The following is a 17,737-nucleotide window of genomic DNA, read 5'->3' on the forward strand; positions in this document are numbered from 1 at the left end:
TTCGGTCACCACAACCAGCCGAGCCAGAGCAGCCCCACCAGCAGCCAGGCGCTGAAAGCCAGAGTGCTGCTTTCCCACAGCCGATTCCAGCGCCGCTCGCGCTGACGCCAGTACCCAGGTTCGAGCCGAAGCTTCGGTACCGGCAAGGGCGGTTGGCGCAACAGCCTGGCCAGAGCCAGCGAACCGCGCAAAGCCAGGTTTGGCATTCGCTGCAGACGCACCGGCACCCGCCAGCCGCGCCAGAGCGCCAGGCAGGCCAGCGCCATGGCTGCCAGCAACGGCCAGGACGCCGACCAGATACCTCCTGGATACAGGCCAGCCAGCAGCGGCTCGCGGGAAACCTGCCAGATCCACGGCCAGACCACCGGTGCCAGACCGAGCAGCGCCCAGGGCAGCCATTGCGCCGGCGACGGCGAGTGCGCCGGAGCGTGCTGCTGGTCACGGCGCATCAGCCAGAGCGCGCGCAGCAGCAACAGCGCGGTGGCGAAGCTGGCGAGGGTGAGCCAAGGCGCCCAGGCATCGAAAACACTTTGCTGCCAGGCATCCTTCATCAGGTGCTTGGCCGCCGCCCCGCTGGTAAACGGCGTGCCCATCAGTGCCAGCGCCGGTAGCCACAGCAGCGCCCAGGCCAGCCGCGGCAGACGACTCTGATGGGCCATTCCGGCGGCCAGAAACAGCGCTCCCTTGGCCAGGCCGTGGTGGACACCAAACACCAGCAGCACGGCCAGCATCGCCGTTTGCGACCCTTCCAGACTCCAGGCCAGAGCAATGATCATCAGGCACCAGCCCATCTGGCTCACCGATGAATAGGCCAATACCGCCTTGGACCGGCCGGCACACAGCCCCAGCAGTGCCGCATACAAGGCGCCGAACAAACCCACCGCCAACAGCGCTGCACTCCAGGCCGCGAGGACCGGATCGTCCTGCGGCAGACAGCGCCAGATACCCAGCAGCCCGGCCTTGAGCATCGCTCCGGAAAGCACCGCGCTGGCCGGCGCTGGTGCGGCTGGGTGAGCCAGCGGCAGCCAGACGTGCAGCGGCCAGAAACCCGCCTTGAGCCCGAGGCCAAGCACCAGCAGGATCAAGGTCAGGTGGTCGATGGGCTGCGCCTGCCAGCCGGTAAAGTCGAACGTCCGGTCTGCCCCGTGCACCCGCAGCAGCAACCCCGCCAGCAGCAGCATCTCACCGCACACGGCCAGCTGCAGATACAGCCGACCGGCCCGACGCGGCTCCGGCCCGCCCTGATGCACAATCAACCCGTAGGCGGAGAGGCTCATGGCACTGAAGCCGAGGTAGAAACTCAGCGCATCGGTAGCGGCAATCAGCAGCAGATTGCCGGTCAACGCCAGCTGCCAGAACACCCAGAAACGCAGCCTGTGCGGACTTTGGGCCAGGCTGCTATGGGCGAACACCGCGGCGCAGCCCCAGAGCAAGGCGGTGAACCCCAGCCAGGCGCGACTCAGCGTATCGTCTGCACCCCAGCGTATGCCCTCCCACAGCCAGGGCAGCTCCAGCGCGGGCGGCGGTTGCCAGGTAACCAGCAGTGCCGGCACGCAGGTCAGCCACAGCCAGGGCTGCAGCCGCTCACGCAACAACGGCAAGAACAGCGCAGCGAGCAGCGGCGCGAAGGGCACCAGCAGCCAAACCCAGGCGTTCATATGGCGAACTCCCGTTCGACGATCAGCTGGCTCCAGCCCAGCGGACTCAGCACGCTAGCCGCCAGCAGGCCCACCAGCAGCGACAACAACGCGGTAATCAAGGGCGGCAGCAACAGCATCCAATGGGTTTCGAAACGCGCACCGGCAAAGTTGTCGTCATGCCAGGCAGCGGGCCTGGCGAACCAGCCGCGCCAGAGCAGCGGCAGAAAATACATGGCATTCAGCAGCGCCGAGCCAAGCAGCACCAGCACCACCCAGTCATGGCCGACTTCCAGCGCGCCGAGGCCGAGGGTCCACTTGCTGATAAAGCCGGCAATGGGCGGGACGCCGATCATCCCCAGCGCAGCCACGCTGAACGCCGCCATCGTCCAGGGCATCCGTCGCCCGACGCCATCCATCTCGCGGATACGGTGGATGCCCAGGGTTTCGGCGAAGTTGCCGGCGCAATAGAACAGCGTCACCTTCATCAGCCCCTGATGCACCAGATGCACCAGGCCGCCAACCGCGGCTACCGGCCCAAGCAGCGCGACGCCCAGGGTGATGTAGGAGACCTGGCTGATGGTCGAGTAGGCCAGGCGCTTTTTCAGCTCCTGCTGCTGCAAGGCGCGCACCGAGCCATAAAGAATGGTGAACGCCGCCAGCCACAGCAGCGGGCGGTTCAACTCCAGCACGCTCAGGGCCTCGGCGCCGAACACGTCGTAGACCACCCGCACGATACCGAAGGCGCCAGCCTTGACCACCGCCACCGCATGCAGCAACGCACTGACCGGCGCCGGCGCCACCATCGCCTTGGGCAGCCAGCCGTGCAGCGGCACCAGCGCCGCCTTTACCCCGAGGCCGAGGATCAGCAGGACGAAAGCCACCTGCAGCGCCAGGCCGTGCTCTTCCACCTGCTCCAGCAGGTAGCCGGCGGCGCGAAAGTCCGGCGTACCCGCCAGGCTGTGCAGCATCGCCACGCCGATCAGCACCAGCGCCCCGCCGCCCACCGTGTAGGCCAGATAAACCCGCCCGGCCCGCAGCGATTCCGGCGTGCCCCGGTGCACCACCAGGGGGAAGGTGGCCAGGGTCAGCATTTCGTAGAACAGCAGAAAGGTCACCAGATTGCCCGCCAGCGCCAGCCCGACCGTGGCGCTGACGCACAGGCTGAAATAGCCGAAGAAGCGCGAGCGAAGGGGTGAGCCTTCCAGGTAGCCGATGGCATAAACCGTGGTAAGCGCCCACAACACCGAGGACAGGCTGACAAATAGCAGAGACAGCGCGTCGCCCTGCAATACCAACGGCGCGCCGGGCAAAAGCGCCAGACTGAAACGAAACTCCATGCCCTGGCTGACGCCGTAAAGCATGGTCCCCACCAGCAATAGTTTGACGCTGATACCGCCCAGATTGAGCGCCACCCGCAGACGTTTCTGCTCTTCGCTCAAAGCAAAGATGACCAGCCCGGGCAACAGCGAGCTGAGCAGAATGCCCAGCGGCAACAGGCTGCTCCAGCTCATCGCCCGAGTCCTCCCAGCCACAGCAGCAGCGGCTCGCTGATCAGAGCCAGGCCCCAGACCAGCAGCGCCGGCAGCAATGCCAGCCACTGCGCCAGCCGGTCGGCACGAATGCTCGGCGGGTTCGGGCGTGCGCGGTTGAAGCCATGAGTCAGCACGCGGAATACATAGGCTGCGGACATCAGCGTACCCAGCAGCACACCCACCACCCAGGGCCAGTGCTGCGGGTTCTCGAACAGCGGTTGCAACAGCAGCCACTTGGCCAGGAAGCCGCCGCTGGGTGGCAGCCCGATCAGGCTGCCGCCGGCTACGGCGAAGGCGCCGAGGGCGATCGGTACATTCTGGCTGGCGCCTCTCATTCCCTTCACCCGCTTGCTGCCGAGAATGCTTTGCAGCTCGCCGGCCGCCAGAAACATCGACACCTTGGCCAGACCATGGGCCAGCACGAACAGCCACAGCGCCGCATGCAGACGGGGCTCCTCAAGGTGCAGCAATAGCCCGAGGGCCAGCAGCGCGTAGCCCAGCTGGGCTACGGTGGAATAGGCCACCAGGCTTTTCATCAGCGGCGCTCGCAGCGCCGACCAGCCGCCTGCCAGCAGCGCCAGCACGCCGGCGCTGCCGAACAGCAGGCCGGCCTCGCGCCCCAGCTCGGCAGGTGCAATCTCGCTCCAGAGCAGCCAGAGGATATACAGCGGCCCCTTTACCACCAGCGCCGACAGCAGTGCACTGACCGCCGTCGGCGCCGCGGCATGGGCGGCCGGCAGCCACAGGTGCAGCGGCCACAACGCGGCCTTGAGCATCAGCCCGAGGCTCATCAGCAACAACGCCACGCGGGTCGCGCCGTCGGCCTCGGCCAGATTGGCCAGCAGGTGGATATCCAGCACGCCGTAGCGCCCGTAGAGAATCGCCACGCCCAGCAGATAGGCCAGCGAACCGGCCAGGGACAACAGCAGGTAATTGAGCGCTGGCCGCCAAGCCTTGTGCCCGGCCAGCGACACCAATGCCACAGCCGCCAGCCCGAGCAGCTCCAGCGTCACGTAGAGGTTGAACAGATCCGCCGACAGCCACAGGGCAACGAGCGCGGCGTGCAACAGGCAGGACAGCGGCCAGAAGTCGCGATTGCCGGCTGCGTGGGAAATCCTTGCCGCGTACAAGGCCACCAGCAGATGCAGACCCGCAGTAAAGACCAGCAACAGCGCCGCCAGCGGCGACAGCTGCAAGCGGATCGCCAGGCCGATCTCCCAGCCGCCGATATGCAGGCGCTGCACGCCGTGTTCCATCGCCAGCTGCAGAGCCACGGCTGCGGCCAGCACACTGGCCAGGTTCAATGCGATAACCCAGCGCGACTCATGCCGGGGCCGCAGCAAAAGCAGCAGCAGGGCACCGCCCAAGGGCAATAGCAGGCTGAGCAGCGCCGCGCTCATTCCCCGTCCTCCGGGGGTTGCTCCAGCGCGCTGCTCAGGCGCAGGGCCAGCGCCGTGGCGCTGACCGCCACCACCAGCCCGGTGACCACCAGCGCCACCAGCAGCGGATCAGTGGGTGTGCTACGCGCCGCCAGGGCGATCATCACCAGAAACACGCCGCTGCCCATCAGGTTGATCGCGATGATCCGCCGCAACGGCTGACGCAGGGTCAGCAGCCCATGCAAGCCCAGCAGCCACAGCGCGACGCCGATCGAAAGCCAGAACACCGTACTGTTCATGGCTGACGCTCCGGCTCATCGCCCACCACCAGCAGGCTCAGGCTGGCGGCGATGGAGAGCGTCGCCGCCGTCTCCACCAGCAGAATCAGCGGTTTGCTCCAGGCCGGCGGATAGTGCAGCCAGCCATCCCCGAGCCAGGCCGTCAGTGCCGCTACCGCCACAAACAGCAGCAGCCCCAGCAGCACTGCCAAACGCAGCGGCCAGGCCGACCAGCGCAACGCCGGAAGGACATCGGCCAGGCGCAAAAGCACCACGCCCGCTGCCAACAACGCGCCGGCCTGGAACGCACCGCCGGGCGCGCTGGAGCCGCGCCACAACACATAGCCGCCGGCCAGCACCAGCAGCGGCGCGAGGATCCGGCTCCAGGCACGCAGCAACGGCCAGGGTTCGCTCAACCCCAGGCGCACCGGCCCCAACTGGCGCGCACCCAGCAGCGCCAAGAGCAACACGGCCAGCTCCAGCAGGGTGTCCCAGGCGCGGAAGTTGAGCAGGACGGCCGTCACCGTATGGTCAACGCCGCTGTCCGGCATGGCCTGGTCAATGCGCGCCGGCAGCGGTGCGATCTGCTCAGCCAGTGGTGCCAGCTCCCCCATCAGCAGGATCAGCAACGGCAGCATCACGGCCAGGGCAGCCAATCGCCGGCGCCCCGGCACTTGCGGTTCGCTGCCTTCCACAGGTTGACGCGCCAGTGCAGAGAACAGCAGCACACCCGTCAGCCCGGCGCCTATCGCCGCTTCGGCCAGGGCCAGATCAGGCGCGCCCAGACGTGCCCAAATCAGCGCCAGCACCAGGCCGAAGGCGGTAAACAGCAGCACCCCGGCATACAGTTGGCGCACATGTAGCGCACCGCCGGCCAGCGTCAGGAGCAACAGTCCGAGCACGCCATCGAGCAGCCACTGCGTCACGCGTCGCCCTCCTCGTCGGCCTGACGCGCCAGCAATTGACAGGCGATGGCGCCGGAGGCCAGCAGCAACAGCCAGATCAGCACCATCTGCGCGACCTCGAAGAGACCTTCGGCATGCAGGGACAGCCCCGCCACCACCAAGCCCAGCCCCAGAGTATCGGCCTTGGTCAGCGCATGCAGGCGGCTCAGGGTATCGGGGAAACGCAGCAAGCCGACGCTGCCGGCGGCGAAGAACAGCAACCCGCCGGCCAGCAGCAGATTACTCAGGATGAGCAGCCAGTCAGCCATGGCGACTCCGCCGCAGCAACTGCACCAGCGCGACGCTGATCATCGCCGCCAGCAACGCCAGTATCAGCGCCGCATCGCGCAAGCCCGGCTGCCCCAGCCACTGGGCGAGCATCAGGAGCAACGCCGTACCACTGGTGCCCAGCAACTGCACCGCCAGCAAGCGGTCGACCCGCCCTGGCCCGTGCCAAACGCGCCACAGGCCGAGCACCAGGGTCAGCAGCAGGAGCAGCGCAAACAGGCCCATCATCGGCTGTCACCACCAAGCAGTTGCTGCAGGTGCCGCTCCAGCTCGATCACCGTGGGCCGCCAAGCCAGGCGTTCATCGAGTATGTGCATGCACAGCTGATCGCCTTCGATGCGCGCGACCAGGGTGCCGGGAAGCAGTCCGATCAGCGAAGCCAACAGCAGGCGGGCCCGGGGCGAAGCCAATTCCACCGAATAGCTGTGCCACGCCGGCTGCAACGTGGCGCCAGGCAGCAGCGCACGCCGGGCCACGTCCCAGGCGCCAATGAACATGTGCTGAAAGAAGAACGCCAGAAAACCCGGCAGCGCGAGCAGGCGTAGCCGCAACGGACGCAGCCTCAGCCACAGACTAAGGGTGACGGCCAGCGACACCGCCAAGCTCCCGGCAACCCAACCGCGCCCTTGGGCGAACACCAGCCAGAGCGTGGCGTAGAGAGCCGCCCAATAGAGCCCGTCGGCAACCACTCGGACACGCGTGACCTGATTCATCATTGTTCTCCCTTCCTCGGGAGTTGGTAAACAAGACGAGGTCAAACGTTCAGCGCGGTATCACCTTTCCTTGTATCGACAGTTTGCCGTTGCGCTAGAAGCAGCCGCGCAACGGAACGGCTAGCGCTTGGCCTGCGCCAGGCCCTTGAGAAAGTTACGCAGCAACTGATCGCCGCAGACGCGGTAGTTGCTATGCCCGGCCTTGCGAAACAGTGCACTGAGTTCCGGCTTGGCGATCGGGAACCCGGCGTTCTTGAGAATCGCCAGCATGTCCTCCTCCTTCAGCTCGAAGGCCACACGCAGCTTCTTCAGAATCAGATTGTTGGTCAGGGGCAGCTCGATGGGCGGCGCCGGCCGGCTTTCATCCTTGCCGCGCTTGTGGATCACCAGCCCATCGAGGAAGTACGCCATGATGCGGTCGCCGCACGGCTTGTAGCCTGCCTCGTCGTCCTTCTTCAGGTAGGCCGTCATTTCAGCCTCAGGCAACTCGCAGCCGGTGAGCTGGGTGATCTCGGCCATCTCCGCATCGCTGGCGTTGAGGGTATAACGCAGGCTGCGCAGCACGTCGTTGTTGAGCATGGAATGTCCTTGCTGGGGTGGTTGAACGAGCGCAGTTCACTCACCGGCTCGCCCGCGCGTTTCACTTGGGCGCGGCAGTATAGAGGATAGCCCTGCGATTCCCATGCGATGGCCGACATGGGCATCCATTCATCTTCCTGCCAACCAGGCCGATATCAAGCAGAGCGTCTTGCGAACAGCTCAATGGCTAGTTGCCATCTAGCATTTGCCAGCCGAAGATAGTTCGGCACTTGCCGTCATATTCGGCAGGGGCGCATGCCCAGCACCACTTTCGTGAGCAGGCACAGAACAAGAAACGGAGAGAGCCACGATGGGAACCTTGCGAAACCTCTATGACTGGAGCGAACGGACCTTCTGGAACTCGCTGAGCAAGAAGCTTGCGAGCCTGCTGGTGCTCTATTCGGTGAACCTGGGCTACCTGTACTTTTACATCCAGCAGAAAAACGCCATCAACACGGCGCTTGAACACGGTCAGGCTTCCGCTGAACTGGTCGCCAGCATCAACGCATCACTCGACAACGGCCTGACAGCCGTGATCGTGCTCAGCGTGCTCAGCCTGGTCTGGCTTGTTGCGCAGATCCTTTACCTGCGCCACCTGATTCTGACGCCCGTTCGCTCGATGATCAGCGCGCTGGACGAAATCAGCGACGAAGGCGGCGACTTCTCCCAGGATCTCAAGCCTCGTTCCCACGACGAATTTCGCGAGCTGGCCGAAAGCTACAACCGCTTCGCCGGCAAGATGCGGCGGATCATCAGCGATATCCGCAAGATGACCATTCCCATCGCGCTGGAAGCGCTTCAGGTCAAGACCCGCATCGAGGAGACCGGCAGCAGCGCACGCCAGCAGGTCACCATGACCGACACCGTGTTCGGCGCCAGCACCGAAGCCACCCAGGCCATCGGCGAAGTGTCGCGCAGCACCCAGATCATCTCCGACTCGACCAGCGCCAACCTCAACAGCGCACGCGCTTCCCTGGAGGAAATGCAGGACATCTCGCGCAAGATCAACGAGGTCGGCAACAAGGTCGAAACCTTCAACCAAACCATCGAAGACCTCTCCCAGCGCTCGGCAAGCATCAGCCAGACCGCCGAACTGATTCGCAGCGTCGCCGACCAGACCAACCTGCTGGCCCTCAACGCCGCCATTGAAGCCGCCCGCGCCGGGGAAGCCGGCCGTGGCTTCGCCGTGGTTGCCGATGAAGTACGCACCCTCGCCGAACGCGTCAACAAGGCCTCGGTGGAGATCACCGGCAATACCGAGACCATGCTCAAACTGGTCAGCCACACCCGCCAGGCGAACGAAGAGATCAACAGCGACGTGCGGCAGACCCGCGACGTGGTCAGCCGCTCGGCCGAGCAGTTCGAAGGCATGGTTGCGGACTTCGAGCAGACCAGTGCGCAGCTGCTGCATATCGCCAGCGCCATGGAACAGCTTTCCGCTTCCAACGTGCAGGTGCACGAGAACGTCACCTCAATCCAGCGGCTGTCGGCCGAGGTCGCCGCGCACATGTCCGATTCGGAAAACCGCGCCAGAACCCTGTCCGTAGATACCGAGGCGGTGCAAGAGCTGGTATCGCGTTTCAAGATCGGTATCGGCACATTCGACCTGGCGGTCGACAAGACACGCATCATGCGCGATACCATTCAGGCGGAACTGCTGGAAATGAGCCGCCAGGGCATCGATATCTTCGACCGCAACTACCAGCCCTTCGGTAATACCGTGCCACCCAAGTTCAAGCTGGCTTGGAGCGACGAGTTCGTCCGGCGCTGCCAGCATTACCTCGACATCACCCTGAATGCCATTCCGGCGTGCAGCTACGCGGTGGCGGTCAACACCGACGGTTACCTGTCGGCGCACAACGCAAAATTCTCCCAGCCGCTCACCGGCGACGACGCGATAGACCTGGTCGGCAACCGCTGCTACCGCAAGTTCGACAGCCCCGGTGAGCTGGAAGCAGCAAAGAACACGGCGCCGCTGCTGGTACGCACCTACCTGCGCGACACCGGCGAAGTGCTCTGCTACCTGGCCATGCCGATCTACATCAGCGGCCGACACTGGGGCAACGTGCGGGTCGGCTGCTCGGTAGAGGCGCTGTTGAAGGACTGATAAACGTGCCCGTGTCCGGCGGGCGCGTCTTTTCCTCCGCTTACGGAACAATCCGAGGCTGACGACCTGATCTCATCGGCCGGCGCGCTACGCCTGCAGCAATGGCCTCGCTCCGGACAAGTCGCTTCACTGCGCCGCTATCACCAATCCATTGCTGGCTGAAACTGCGTTCCGGCGGAAGTGGGCTTTCCGCTTGATACTCGAACGCCTCAGCTGAATATCTCCCGTATTACGCGCTGGAAATCCTCGCTGGGTGAAGCCTGCAGGTGCAGGGGATTGCCGGTGACCGGGTGGGTAAGGTGCAGATCCGTGGCAGCGAGCATCAGACGGCCCTGGCCGAAGCGTTCGGTAAAGTAGTGGTTGTGTTTGGTTCGACCGTAGTTGGTGTCGCCGATGATGGGATGGGCGATGTGCTGCATATGCCGCCGCAGCTGGTGCTTGCGACCGGTTAGCGGGTGCAGGGCCATGAGGCTGTAGCGGCTGGTGGGAAAGCCCTCGATCTCTACCGGCAGCTGCGTGGTCGCCAGGCGGGTGTAGCGCGTCTGAGCCTCACGCAGGGGCTGGGGCTCGTCCTTGAGGCGCTTGTCCACGGCATGCTCGCGCAGGGCGTGGTCGATCAAGCCTTCTTCCGGCGGCCAGCCGCGCACCAGGGCCTGGTAGGTCTTGTGCACGGCATTGGCCATCATGGCCTGGCCGAGCAGGCTGGCGGTTTGCGGGTCACGGGCAAAAAGCAGCAGGCCCGAGGTCGGGCGGTCCAGACGGTGCACTGGATAGACGTGTTCGCCGCCATTCAGCTCGCGGGCGTACTGCAGGGCAAATTCGGTTTCGTGTTTGTCGATGGGGCTGCGGTGCACCAGCAAACCGGCAGGTTTGTGCACGGCCAACAGCCAGTCGTCCCGGTACAACTCGGTCAGCGGATTTGCGGGCGGCAGGCTCATCGGTAGGCGCGCTTGATTGACAGGGCACGATAATACGGCGCGCGGGCACAGAAGGGGACCTTGACCCCGAAGATATCTTTCAACTCGCGCAAATCAGAAATGCAGCGCTGATAGTCCCGGCTCGATCAGCGTAACCAAGCGCTTCCAAGGCACCACCTGATCCATCTCGATCAGGAACAACTCCTTGCGGGTCTGCTTGCGCTTGCCGGCGTACTTGGCGTCGGCGAAGGTCATCTGCTTCATGGAAGAACTCGGGGGGCGGGATTACCGGCGTATTTCACCAGATTCTGGAAGTGTTTTTCAGAGTGTCCCTAACGTCTGGTTAAGGGGCGGGCTTTAGCCCGTCCCAGTGAGCGAAGCGAACGGTTGAACCATTTGTTAGAGCGTTCAACGATTTAGTTCTTGTGGGCTAATGAAGCAATTTTCTCTTTGAAACTAGCGAAAACTTTTTCAAATTTTTCTTGCGCAGCAACAAAATCATTCGAACTTAATTTACTATCTTTTGGATCGCATAGAAATTTTGCAACTTTACTTCGGGCACTATTTACTTCTTCATAATCTGACGCCAACTCTGGGAAGTGAACGCCAATGAGCATTTTTAGTTTTTGAGCCTCTCCAGGAGCAAGAATATCGCTCTTCCCTGTTATATCTAGCACCTGGTTATAATCTAGCTTTCCTAAATAGCAACTGAGATACGTGATGTAAACGCTTGAGAAGTATGATTCCCATTTTTCAGATAATAAATAAGTCTCTTCAACTTTTAAGATTCTCTGCTCAGCAAGCTTTTGCCTTGCTTGTGCATCCGAATTAGACTTCGATAGCTTTAAGTTGAAAAAATTTGTAATGACAACTGCGAGAAGTGTTGATATAGCGGTGATCAGCCCGCCGATTATTATTGCGATATCCTTTATTTCGACTTCTGTCAAAATTTTCTCCTTAGCTCTAACGCTGAGCTTAGCGGCGACCTTGTAATGCAGGCGTAGCCGCAATGAAAAGGGCGTCCGGCGGCCATCGGCCGCGTACTACAGCGACTTGTTAAGCGCTGTGCTAAAGGCCACGCTCAATAGCCTGCTTTATGACCGGCGCTACGGTTTCCGGAGTGATGCCCCGGTCTCGGCAATACTTAGTTTGCAGCCATGCGGATAGCTGCTTTTGGCCTTTGCTGGCATTACAACCGCAACAGCAAAGAGCAATATTTTCTCGAGTAATGATGCTGGCATCATTGATGATGTGCTCCCAGCTTGCCGCAGATTTTCTTGAGACTTTCACGGAGGTAAATTCATTGCGGCAATAGACGCACTCCGTGTCTCGGGCTCGGACCTCTTTTTCCAGCCAGCCCGGAATATTCCAGTTATTTGCCATTGCTCAAACTTACCTTCTCCCGCTTAACGCCCGCCACACGGGCAAAGTTGAAGCGCAGCGTAAACTATGTCCCCGTGCTGGCGATTGTTATGCACCTTCATCTCGAACATTCAAGTTTGCTGAAGCAAGGGGATGGCTTTCCGAATTGAAGAAATATAGTTCCTTCCCTTTCAGATCAACGGTTAGCCGAGATTTCAGGGCGACAATTTCCTCTCCATCTTGGTGCGGCCAAACACCAATAGCCACTTTACTGGAATCGCTCTGCAGGATCGCATCGATAATGTGTTGGTCATAATCTTTATGCAAAGAATGCCCAATTACGACCAACCCATTCTTGCTCCTTGCAAGCTTTTCGTAACAAAAGCGGAGATAGTCATTCCGTTTAATCCGCGACAGCTTCCATTTGGAGCTGCCTTCGGTGATAAAAAGAGGGAACTGCTCGGGATGGTCTAAATCGAAGAGTTCTGATAGCCGGTTCAGGCCATTGGCGGTTAGCTTTTTAGTCTTTCCGTTTGGAAGCTCTACGAGGTGGATAGCGCCATGCAGGTAATGGAGTTTTGTTCTGTCTGCGGGAACAGTTGTATCAGACGAATCAAAGCAACCATCTTCCCCCCAGAAGTAATCTTTAAATCTCCATGTATCGGAATCCATAATGGCCCAATATGGGATTAGGTCATAGTTCGTGGTAAAAACATTCTTGTAATCCCTAAGCCTTGCATTAATTTCAGTGACGTTAGCAAGTGCTGGCGGTATATGGGCAAAGTTAACAGCTGAACCCAAGGCATTCTTGGCGATTTCATATAGAGCTGTGATCTCGGCATCTTGAGGGCTACCAAGCTGCTCATCTACGAGCTTCGCGTGATACAGGATTCTCAGAACGTCTTCAAAGTTAACACTGCCAACATGCTCAAACAGAGCAAGACTTTGCGCGGTGAGTTGATGGTCTATATCTTCTCTCTGAGCAACCTCAAACAGTGTTCCGTACCCAAATCGATGCCAAATATTGATACTAAAACCATTTCCAAGAAGCAGGTTTTTCCATTCCAACTCGGATAGCTCGTCCCACTCAACTAAGTTTTCGTCAATTTTAAGCTCTGGCATCGATACTCCGTTTCGAGAAACCATGAAATGCATAACGTTTGGTTAAGGGGCGGGCTTTAGCCCGTCCCAGTGAGCGAAGCGAACGGTTTGAACCAGTTGTTATGTGCTCTTAACTCGTAGCCAATGCTTTTTTGAGTTTTCCTGGCGCTTGATCTTGCCAGATTTTATAAGCTGATTGAAAGAAGTGGTGAATTCGGACTGCGGAATCTTGAGTTTATGTTGTATCTCAATTGATGTAATTGGTTGAGACATTAGCTTGAGAATTTTTGCCTCAATGGATGTGTCAATTGCGACCACAACATTGTTGCTCTCAGTTTCTATAGCGATATGTGGTGCGCTAGATTTTACGCCTGCAAGTGAGCATTGAAATTCAAAAGCCTTCCAAAGGTTTTGGTCTCTGGAGCAAAGGTTGAATTCTATTGCTTTTTTCTCAGCCTTTGAGAGATGAGATAAGACGTTAGATAGATGAGCGATTATGTAGAAATCTGCTTGATTTTGCCCCGGCGGATAGCCACTTACGCAGGTTAATAAGGCGTTGCTGCATGCAGATTTTAGGCTTTCTGAATTTGTGAAAACGAAAACTCTATCGAGGATGGAAATCGTTAGTTCGTCCAGCATGCTGAGGCCGATGTTTTCAGCGTCGACGTAATAGATTTTCAAAGGCTGCTCCAGTGCCAGATGAGTACATAACGATAAGCTTTGGGGCGGCTGGAGCGAAGCGTAAGCCGTCCCAGCCGCGATAGCGGCGACAACAGCGCCTGGTTATGCATTTTCGACCTTGATGAACCACTTGGGCTGCATGGCATCGAAATCCTGACGGATATTGGATGGCAGGTAACTAGCCGAATCCAGCACAAATGGTTGACCTCCCACGCGCTTGAATACAACCCAGTGCCAGAAGTCCTTGCCTTCTTCCTGATGGTGCTTGATAGACAACAACGCCAGATTGGGCAATGCCTCCCAAGATTCAAATGGGGTTTCATCAGCGGAAGTTTTGACACCTGCGCTCGACAACATACGCCGGACATACTGTGTATCTGACCACAGCGATTTGTCCGAAGCATGGATGCCCATAGCATTGGCTACGGCCTTCATCTCCGAGTACGTCTTGCCCAGAATGTTGGCAACCGACGCGATTCCGCATCCCGTGGCTTCCTCCTGAACTACTGGTTCGAGCACTGACTCCCCCTTAATGCATAACGCCCCGCACATGGGCGCGAGTTTACGAGCGTCCCGCCGACGCTTGCGGCGGCGTAATGGTGCGGCTTGTTAGCCATTTACTTTTTTAATGTGTGTTTTGAATGCATGCATTAGCTCACTAGATGCCTTAGGCAGTTGTATAACTGCGCCCTCGAATTCATGCTCTACGGTCTCATATTCAACGTATTTACTTCCTTTTTTTTGATTCATTCTAAGAATATAGATGTTTTCCCATTTTCCATTCCTCCAAGGAGCATCAAGGGAGAGATCATTTGGATCATAAGGACGCCATACAGGAACTTCATTATTATCATGTTGCACAAAACCAGTTTGAAATTTATATATTTCATTACTCCTTATGTCATATACGCAACGCACAATTGCCTTCATGCTAAATCCAATTTCAATCCGCTGGTCTCTGATGCCCATAAATTCTCCTGATGGCTAACAGTGATTAGACCGCATGCTGCGTTAATACATAACGGTCGCGTTCGATATAACTCCGGAAATCTGGAGTAGCCTTGGAAATAGATCCCCTTGTAAAACAAGACATTGGCTGAGTGCTGGTGCCTTCGGCTGTATTCGCTTGACAGATATCTTTTGCGAGCCTATTACCACTGTGCAAAAAACCAGTGAAGGGAATCACATGAACAGCCAACCACCCAAGCCGCGCCTGCAAGAGCAGTTTCACGCCTTGATGCGTGCACATCACTACAGCATCCGCACCGAGAAAAGTTACTGGTACTGGATACGCTTTTACCTGCGGTTTCACCAAATGCGTCATCCACTGGAGCTGGGGCCTTTCGAGGTCAATCAGTTTCTGAGCTGGCTCGCCAGCGAGCGCCAGGTGGCGGCGGCCACACAAAATCTGGCATTGAATGCCATCGTGTTTCTCTACGCCCGTGTACTTGAGCGACCCTTGGGCGATATTGGCAAGACGATCCGGGCCAAGCGTCCGCCGCGCTTGCCGGTGGTGCTTTCGCATCAGGAGGCGATGGCGATCATCGGGCAGCTTGCTGCACCCTACGATCTGCTGGCGTCGCTGATGTATGGCGCTGGCTTGCGGGTGGTGGAGGCCTCGCGGTTGCGGGTGAAGGACATCGATTTCGACAAGCAGCTCATCATCGTGCGTGACGGCAAGGGCGGCAAGGATCGCACTACCCTGCTGCCGGCCAGCCTGATCGCGCCGTTGACGGAGCGCATTGCGCTGATTCGCGGGCGTTTGCAGGTGCGGGAGCCGTTCTACCAAGTGCCGGTGACAGTGCCCTTCGCGCTCAAGCGCAAATACCCCAGCGCCTCCGGTTCGCTGCAATGGCAATGGCTGTTTCCGTCTGCTGGGGTATGCCTGGACGCGGACGGCGATCCGGTCCGCCATCACGTGCATGTCACGTCCATTCAACGTGCCGTCAAGCAGGCGGTGCAGGCGTGTGGGTTGGGCAAGCCGGCGAGTTCTCACACCTTTCGGCATACTTTTGCCACCGAGCTGCTGCGCCGGGGCAGCGATATCCGGACGGTGCAGACGTTGCTCGGACATGCCGACGTGCGCACCACGCAGATCTATACCCATGTGCTGGGCCAGGCGTTTGCGGGCGTGCGCAGCCCGCTGGGGTAAGTAGTGGGGCGAACGTTGGTAGGGCGTATGGGGATGAATGGCGTCGTTCCCTGCCGGGAGGATAGCGAAATGCCATCCATGCTGGCTGGGAGCGTAGTCCGGTCAGACATCGCGATTCAAGAGCGCATGCTCGATCCAGTGGATTGAAACAACAAAGGCGCCCGAAGGCGCCTTAGTTTTGGCTCAGCAGCTATCAGTTCTTGGCGGCGCGCTTGCGCTGGTTCTCGTCGAGAATCTTTTTGCGCAGGCGGATCGACTTCGGCGTCACTTCAACCAGTTCGTCGTCGTCGATAAATTCCAGGGCCTGTTCAAGGGTGAACTTGATCGGCGGGACCAGGGCGATGACTTCATCCTTGCCGGAGGCGCGCATGTTGTCGAGCTTCTTGCCCTTGGTGGGGTTGATCGTCAGGTCGTTGTCGCGGCTGTGGATGCCGGCCAGCTGGCCTTCGTAGATTTCCTGGCCGGGCTCGAGGAACAGCTTGCCGCGGCTCTGCAGGGTTTCCAGCGAGTAGGTCAGCGCCTTGCCGGTAGCCATGGAGACCAGTACGCCGTTCTGGCGATGGGCAACGTCACCGCCCTTGATCGGGCCGTAGTGGCTGAAGGTGGAGGCGAGGATGCCGGTACCCGAGGTCATGGTCAGGAAGTTGTTGCGGAAGCCGATCAGGCCGCGTGCCGGAATGGTGTATTCCAGGCGGATACGGCCCTTGCCGTCCGGCGACATGTTGGTCAGATCGCCCTTGCGCAGGCCCATCTGCTCCATCAGGGCGCCCTGATGCTGCTCCTCGATGTCGATGATGACGTTCTCGTAGGGTTCCTGCTTCTCGCCGTCGATATCGCGGATCACCACTTCGGGACGGCCGATGGCCAGCTCGAAGCCTTCACGGCGCATGGTTTCGATCAGTACCGAGAGGTGCAGCTCGCCACGGCCGGAGACCTTGAACTTGTCTGCAGAATCACCTTCCTCGACGCGCAGGGCAACGTTGTGCAGCAGCTCCTTCTCCAGGCGCTCCTTGATGTTGCGGCTGGTGACGAACTTGCCTTCCTTGCCGGCGAACGGCGAGTCGTTGACCTGGAAGGTCATGGACACGGTGGGCTCGTCCACGGTCAGCGGCGGCAGCGCCTCGACGTGATTCATGTCGCACAGGGTGTCGGAGATGAACAGCTCGTCCATGCCGCTGACGCAGACGATATCGCCCGCTTCGGCTTCCGGCACTTCCACGCGCTGCAGGCCGGAGTGGCCCATGATCTTCAGGATCCGGCCCTGGCGCTTCTTGCCGTCGGCACCGATGGCAACGACCGGGGTGTTGGTCTTGATCTTGCCGCGCTTGATGCGGCCAACGCCGATCACGCCGAGGAAGCTGTTGTAGTCCAGCTGGGAGATCTGCATCTGGAACGGGCCGTCAACGTCGACGTCCGGAGCCGGCACGTGATCAACGATGGCCTGGAACAGGGCGTCCATGTTGTCTTGCAGGTTCTCGTGATCGAGACCGGACAGGCCGTTCAGGGCGCTGGCGTAGACGATGGGGAAGTCCAGCTGCTTGTCGGTGGCGCCGAGGTTGTCGAACAGGTCGAAGATCTGGTCCACAACCCAGTCAGGACGCGCGCCCGGACGGTCGATCTTGTTGACCACAACGATGGGGTTGAGGCCGGCCTGGAAGGCCTTCTGGGTGACGAAGCGGGTCTGCGGCATCGGGCCGTCGATGGAGTCGACTACCAGCAGTACGCAGTCAACCATCGACATCACGCGCTCGACCTCACCGCCGAAGTCGGCGTGGCCGGGGGTGTCGACGATGTTGATGTTGTAGTCTTTCCACTTCAACGCGGTGTTCTTGGCCAGGATGGTGATGCCGCGTTCCTTTTCCTGGTCGTTGCTGTCCATCACGCGCTCGTTCTCGAGCTCCTTGCGGTCCAGGGTGCCGGACAGGCGCAGGAGTTTGTCGACGAGGGTGGTCTTGCCATGGTCGACGTGGGCGATGATGGCGATGTTGCGAAGATTTTCGATCACTATTTGATACCTGATAAGAAGCTGGAAGCCTGGCGGCTGGAAGAACTAGGCAGCACACA

General features: G+C 59.9%; 19 protein-coding genes and 2 pseudogenes. 3 read left to right on the forward strand and 18 right to left on the reverse strand.

The features are described 5' to 3' along the window. Positions 1-5: 5 nt before the first annotated feature. The 9 genes from BN1079_RS11870 to BN1079_RS11910 all read right to left on the reverse strand — a co-directional run bounded on the left by BN1079_RS11870 (position 6) and on the right by BN1079_RS11910 (position 7,353). On the reverse strand, positions 6-1,658 hold the full coding sequence (locus BN1079_RS11870; protein WP_037024632.1) for a proton-conducting transporter transmembrane domain-containing protein: 1,653 nt from the start codon (positions 1,656-1,658) through the stop codon (positions 6-8). Then, positions 1,655-3,151: a complex I subunit 5 family protein gene (locus BN1079_RS11875; RefSeq protein ID WP_037024633.1), complete on the reverse strand. Its 1,497-nt coding sequence runs from the start codon at positions 3,149-3,151 to the stop codon at positions 1,655-1,657. The genes BN1079_RS11870 and BN1079_RS11875 overlap by 4 nt, the downstream gene beginning before the upstream one ends. Beyond that, positions 3,148-4,572, reverse strand: coding sequence for a complex I subunit 5 family protein (locus tag BN1079_RS11880; protein WP_037024634.1), 1,425 nt, complete (start codon positions 4,570-4,572; stop codon positions 3,148-3,150). The genes BN1079_RS11875 and BN1079_RS11880 overlap by 4 nt, the downstream gene beginning before the upstream one ends. Further along, on the reverse strand, positions 4,569-4,850 hold the full coding sequence (locus BN1079_RS11885) for an NADH-quinone oxidoreductase subunit K (RefSeq protein ID WP_037024635.1): 282 nt from the start codon (positions 4,848-4,850) through the stop codon (positions 4,569-4,571). The genes BN1079_RS11880 and BN1079_RS11885 overlap by 4 nt, the downstream gene beginning before the upstream one ends. After that, complete coding sequence (locus tag BN1079_RS11890) at positions 4,847-5,755, reverse strand: hydrogenase subunit MbhD domain-containing protein (protein WP_037024636.1); 909 nt, start codon at positions 5,753-5,755, stop codon at positions 4,847-4,849. The genes BN1079_RS11885 and BN1079_RS11890 overlap by 4 nt, the downstream gene beginning before the upstream one ends. Continuing rightward, complete coding sequence (locus tag BN1079_RS11895; RefSeq protein WP_037024637.1) at positions 5,752-6,042, reverse strand: cation:proton antiporter; 291 nt, start codon at positions 6,040-6,042, stop codon at positions 5,752-5,754. Before BN1079_RS11895 ends, BN1079_RS11890 begins: the two co-directional genes overlap by 4 nt. Beyond that, a complete protein-coding gene (locus tag BN1079_RS11900; protein ID WP_037024638.1) occupies positions 6,035-6,286 on the reverse strand; it encodes an MrpF/PhaF family protein in 252 nt (83 codons plus the stop codon). Before BN1079_RS11900 ends, BN1079_RS11895 begins: the two co-directional genes overlap by 8 nt. Further along, positions 6,286-6,774 carry a Na+/H+ antiporter subunit E gene (locus BN1079_RS11905; protein ID WP_037026883.1) on the reverse strand — a complete coding sequence of 163 codons (489 nt, stop codon included), beginning with the start codon at positions 6,772-6,774 and terminating at the stop codon, positions 6,286-6,288. Before BN1079_RS11905 ends, BN1079_RS11900 begins: the two co-directional genes overlap by 1 nt. 120 nt (positions 6,775-6,894) lie before the next feature. After that, positions 6,895-7,353, reverse strand: coding sequence for a YehS family protein (locus BN1079_RS11910; RefSeq protein WP_037024640.1), 459 nt, complete (start codon positions 7,351-7,353; stop codon positions 6,895-6,897). A gap of 310 nt (positions 7,354-7,663) precedes the next feature. On the opposite strand from BN1079_RS11910, the pseudogene BN1079_RS18030 reads away from it, so the two are divergent. Both BN1079_RS18030 and BN1079_RS11915 read left to right on the forward strand, forming a co-directional pair. After that, positions 7,664-8,086: pseudogene (locus BN1079_RS18030) on the forward strand (HAMP domain-containing protein); the annotation flags it as partial. Between the two features lie 120 nt (positions 8,087-8,206). Then, positions 8,207-9,460, forward strand: coding sequence for a methyl-accepting chemotaxis protein (locus tag BN1079_RS11915; RefSeq protein WP_414860264.1), 1,254 nt, complete (start codon positions 8,207-8,209; stop codon positions 9,458-9,460). A gap of 209 nt (positions 9,461-9,669) precedes the next feature. Here the strand turns inward: BN1079_RS11915 and BN1079_RS11920 are convergent, their stop codons facing one another. The 8 genes and pseudogenes from BN1079_RS11920 to BN1079_RS17610 form a co-directional block, all read right to left on the reverse strand. Next, positions 9,670-10,398 (reverse strand): pseudouridine synthase, encoded by a 729-nt coding sequence (locus tag BN1079_RS11920; protein WP_037024643.1) that lies wholly within the window; start codon positions 10,396-10,398, stop codon positions 9,670-9,672. A gap of 117 nt (positions 10,399-10,515) precedes the next feature. Then, positions 10,516-10,641, reverse strand: a pseudogene (locus BN1079_RS17605) (IS5/IS1182 family transposase); the annotation flags it as partial. A gap of 152 nt (positions 10,642-10,793) precedes the next feature. Then, complete coding sequence (locus BN1079_RS11925; protein ID WP_037024646.1) at positions 10,794-11,324, reverse strand: hypothetical protein; 531 nt, start codon at positions 11,322-11,324, stop codon at positions 10,794-10,796. Positions 11,325-11,445: 121 nt separating this feature from the next. Beyond that, the gene (locus BN1079_RS17440) at positions 11,446-11,760 is read right to left on the reverse strand and encodes an HNH endonuclease (protein ID WP_074436839.1); all 315 of its coding nucleotides are present in this window, start codon (positions 11,758-11,760) and stop codon (positions 11,446-11,448) included. 87 nt (positions 11,761-11,847) lie between these two features. Next, the gene (locus BN1079_RS11930; RefSeq protein ID WP_037024648.1) at positions 11,848-12,861 is read right to left on the reverse strand and encodes a DUF4917 family protein; all 1,014 of its coding nucleotides are present in this window, start codon (positions 12,859-12,861) and stop codon (positions 11,848-11,850) included. Positions 12,862-12,960: 99 nt separating this feature from the next. Next, entirely contained in the window at positions 12,961-13,521 is a 561-nt protein-coding gene (locus tag BN1079_RS11935; RefSeq protein WP_037024649.1) for a bromodomain-containing protein, read from the reverse strand. Between the two features lie 102 nt (positions 13,522-13,623). Continuing rightward, entirely contained in the window at positions 13,624-14,040 is a 417-nt protein-coding gene (locus BN1079_RS11940; protein WP_037024650.1) for a hypothetical protein, read from the reverse strand. A 90-nt stretch (positions 14,041-14,130) separates the two neighbouring features. Continuing rightward, on the reverse strand, positions 14,131-14,490 hold the full coding sequence (locus BN1079_RS17610; RefSeq protein ID WP_139053059.1) for a hypothetical protein: 360 nt from the start codon (positions 14,488-14,490) through the stop codon (positions 14,131-14,133). A gap of 217 nt (positions 14,491-14,707) precedes the next feature. Here BN1079_RS17610 and BN1079_RS11945 point away from each other — a divergent pair, with 217 nt between their 5' ends. Beyond that, positions 14,708-15,673, forward strand: a complete 966-nt coding sequence (locus BN1079_RS11945; RefSeq protein WP_037024651.1) for an integron integrase — start codon at positions 14,708-14,710, stop codon at positions 15,671-15,673. Between the two features lie 193 nt (positions 15,674-15,866). On the opposite strand, the gene typA is transcribed toward BN1079_RS11945, so the two are convergent. Further along, positions 15,867-17,678, reverse strand: coding sequence for a translational GTPase TypA (typA, locus tag BN1079_RS11950; protein ID WP_037024652.1), 1,812 nt, complete (start codon positions 17,676-17,678; stop codon positions 15,867-15,869). Between the last annotated feature and the right edge of the window lie 59 nt (positions 17,679-17,737).

The organism is Pseudomonas saudiphocaensis (assembly GCF_000756775.1).
GTDB classification, from domain to species: Bacteria; Pseudomonadota; Gammaproteobacteria; order Pseudomonadales; family Pseudomonadaceae; genus Stutzerimonas; species Stutzerimonas saudiphocaensis.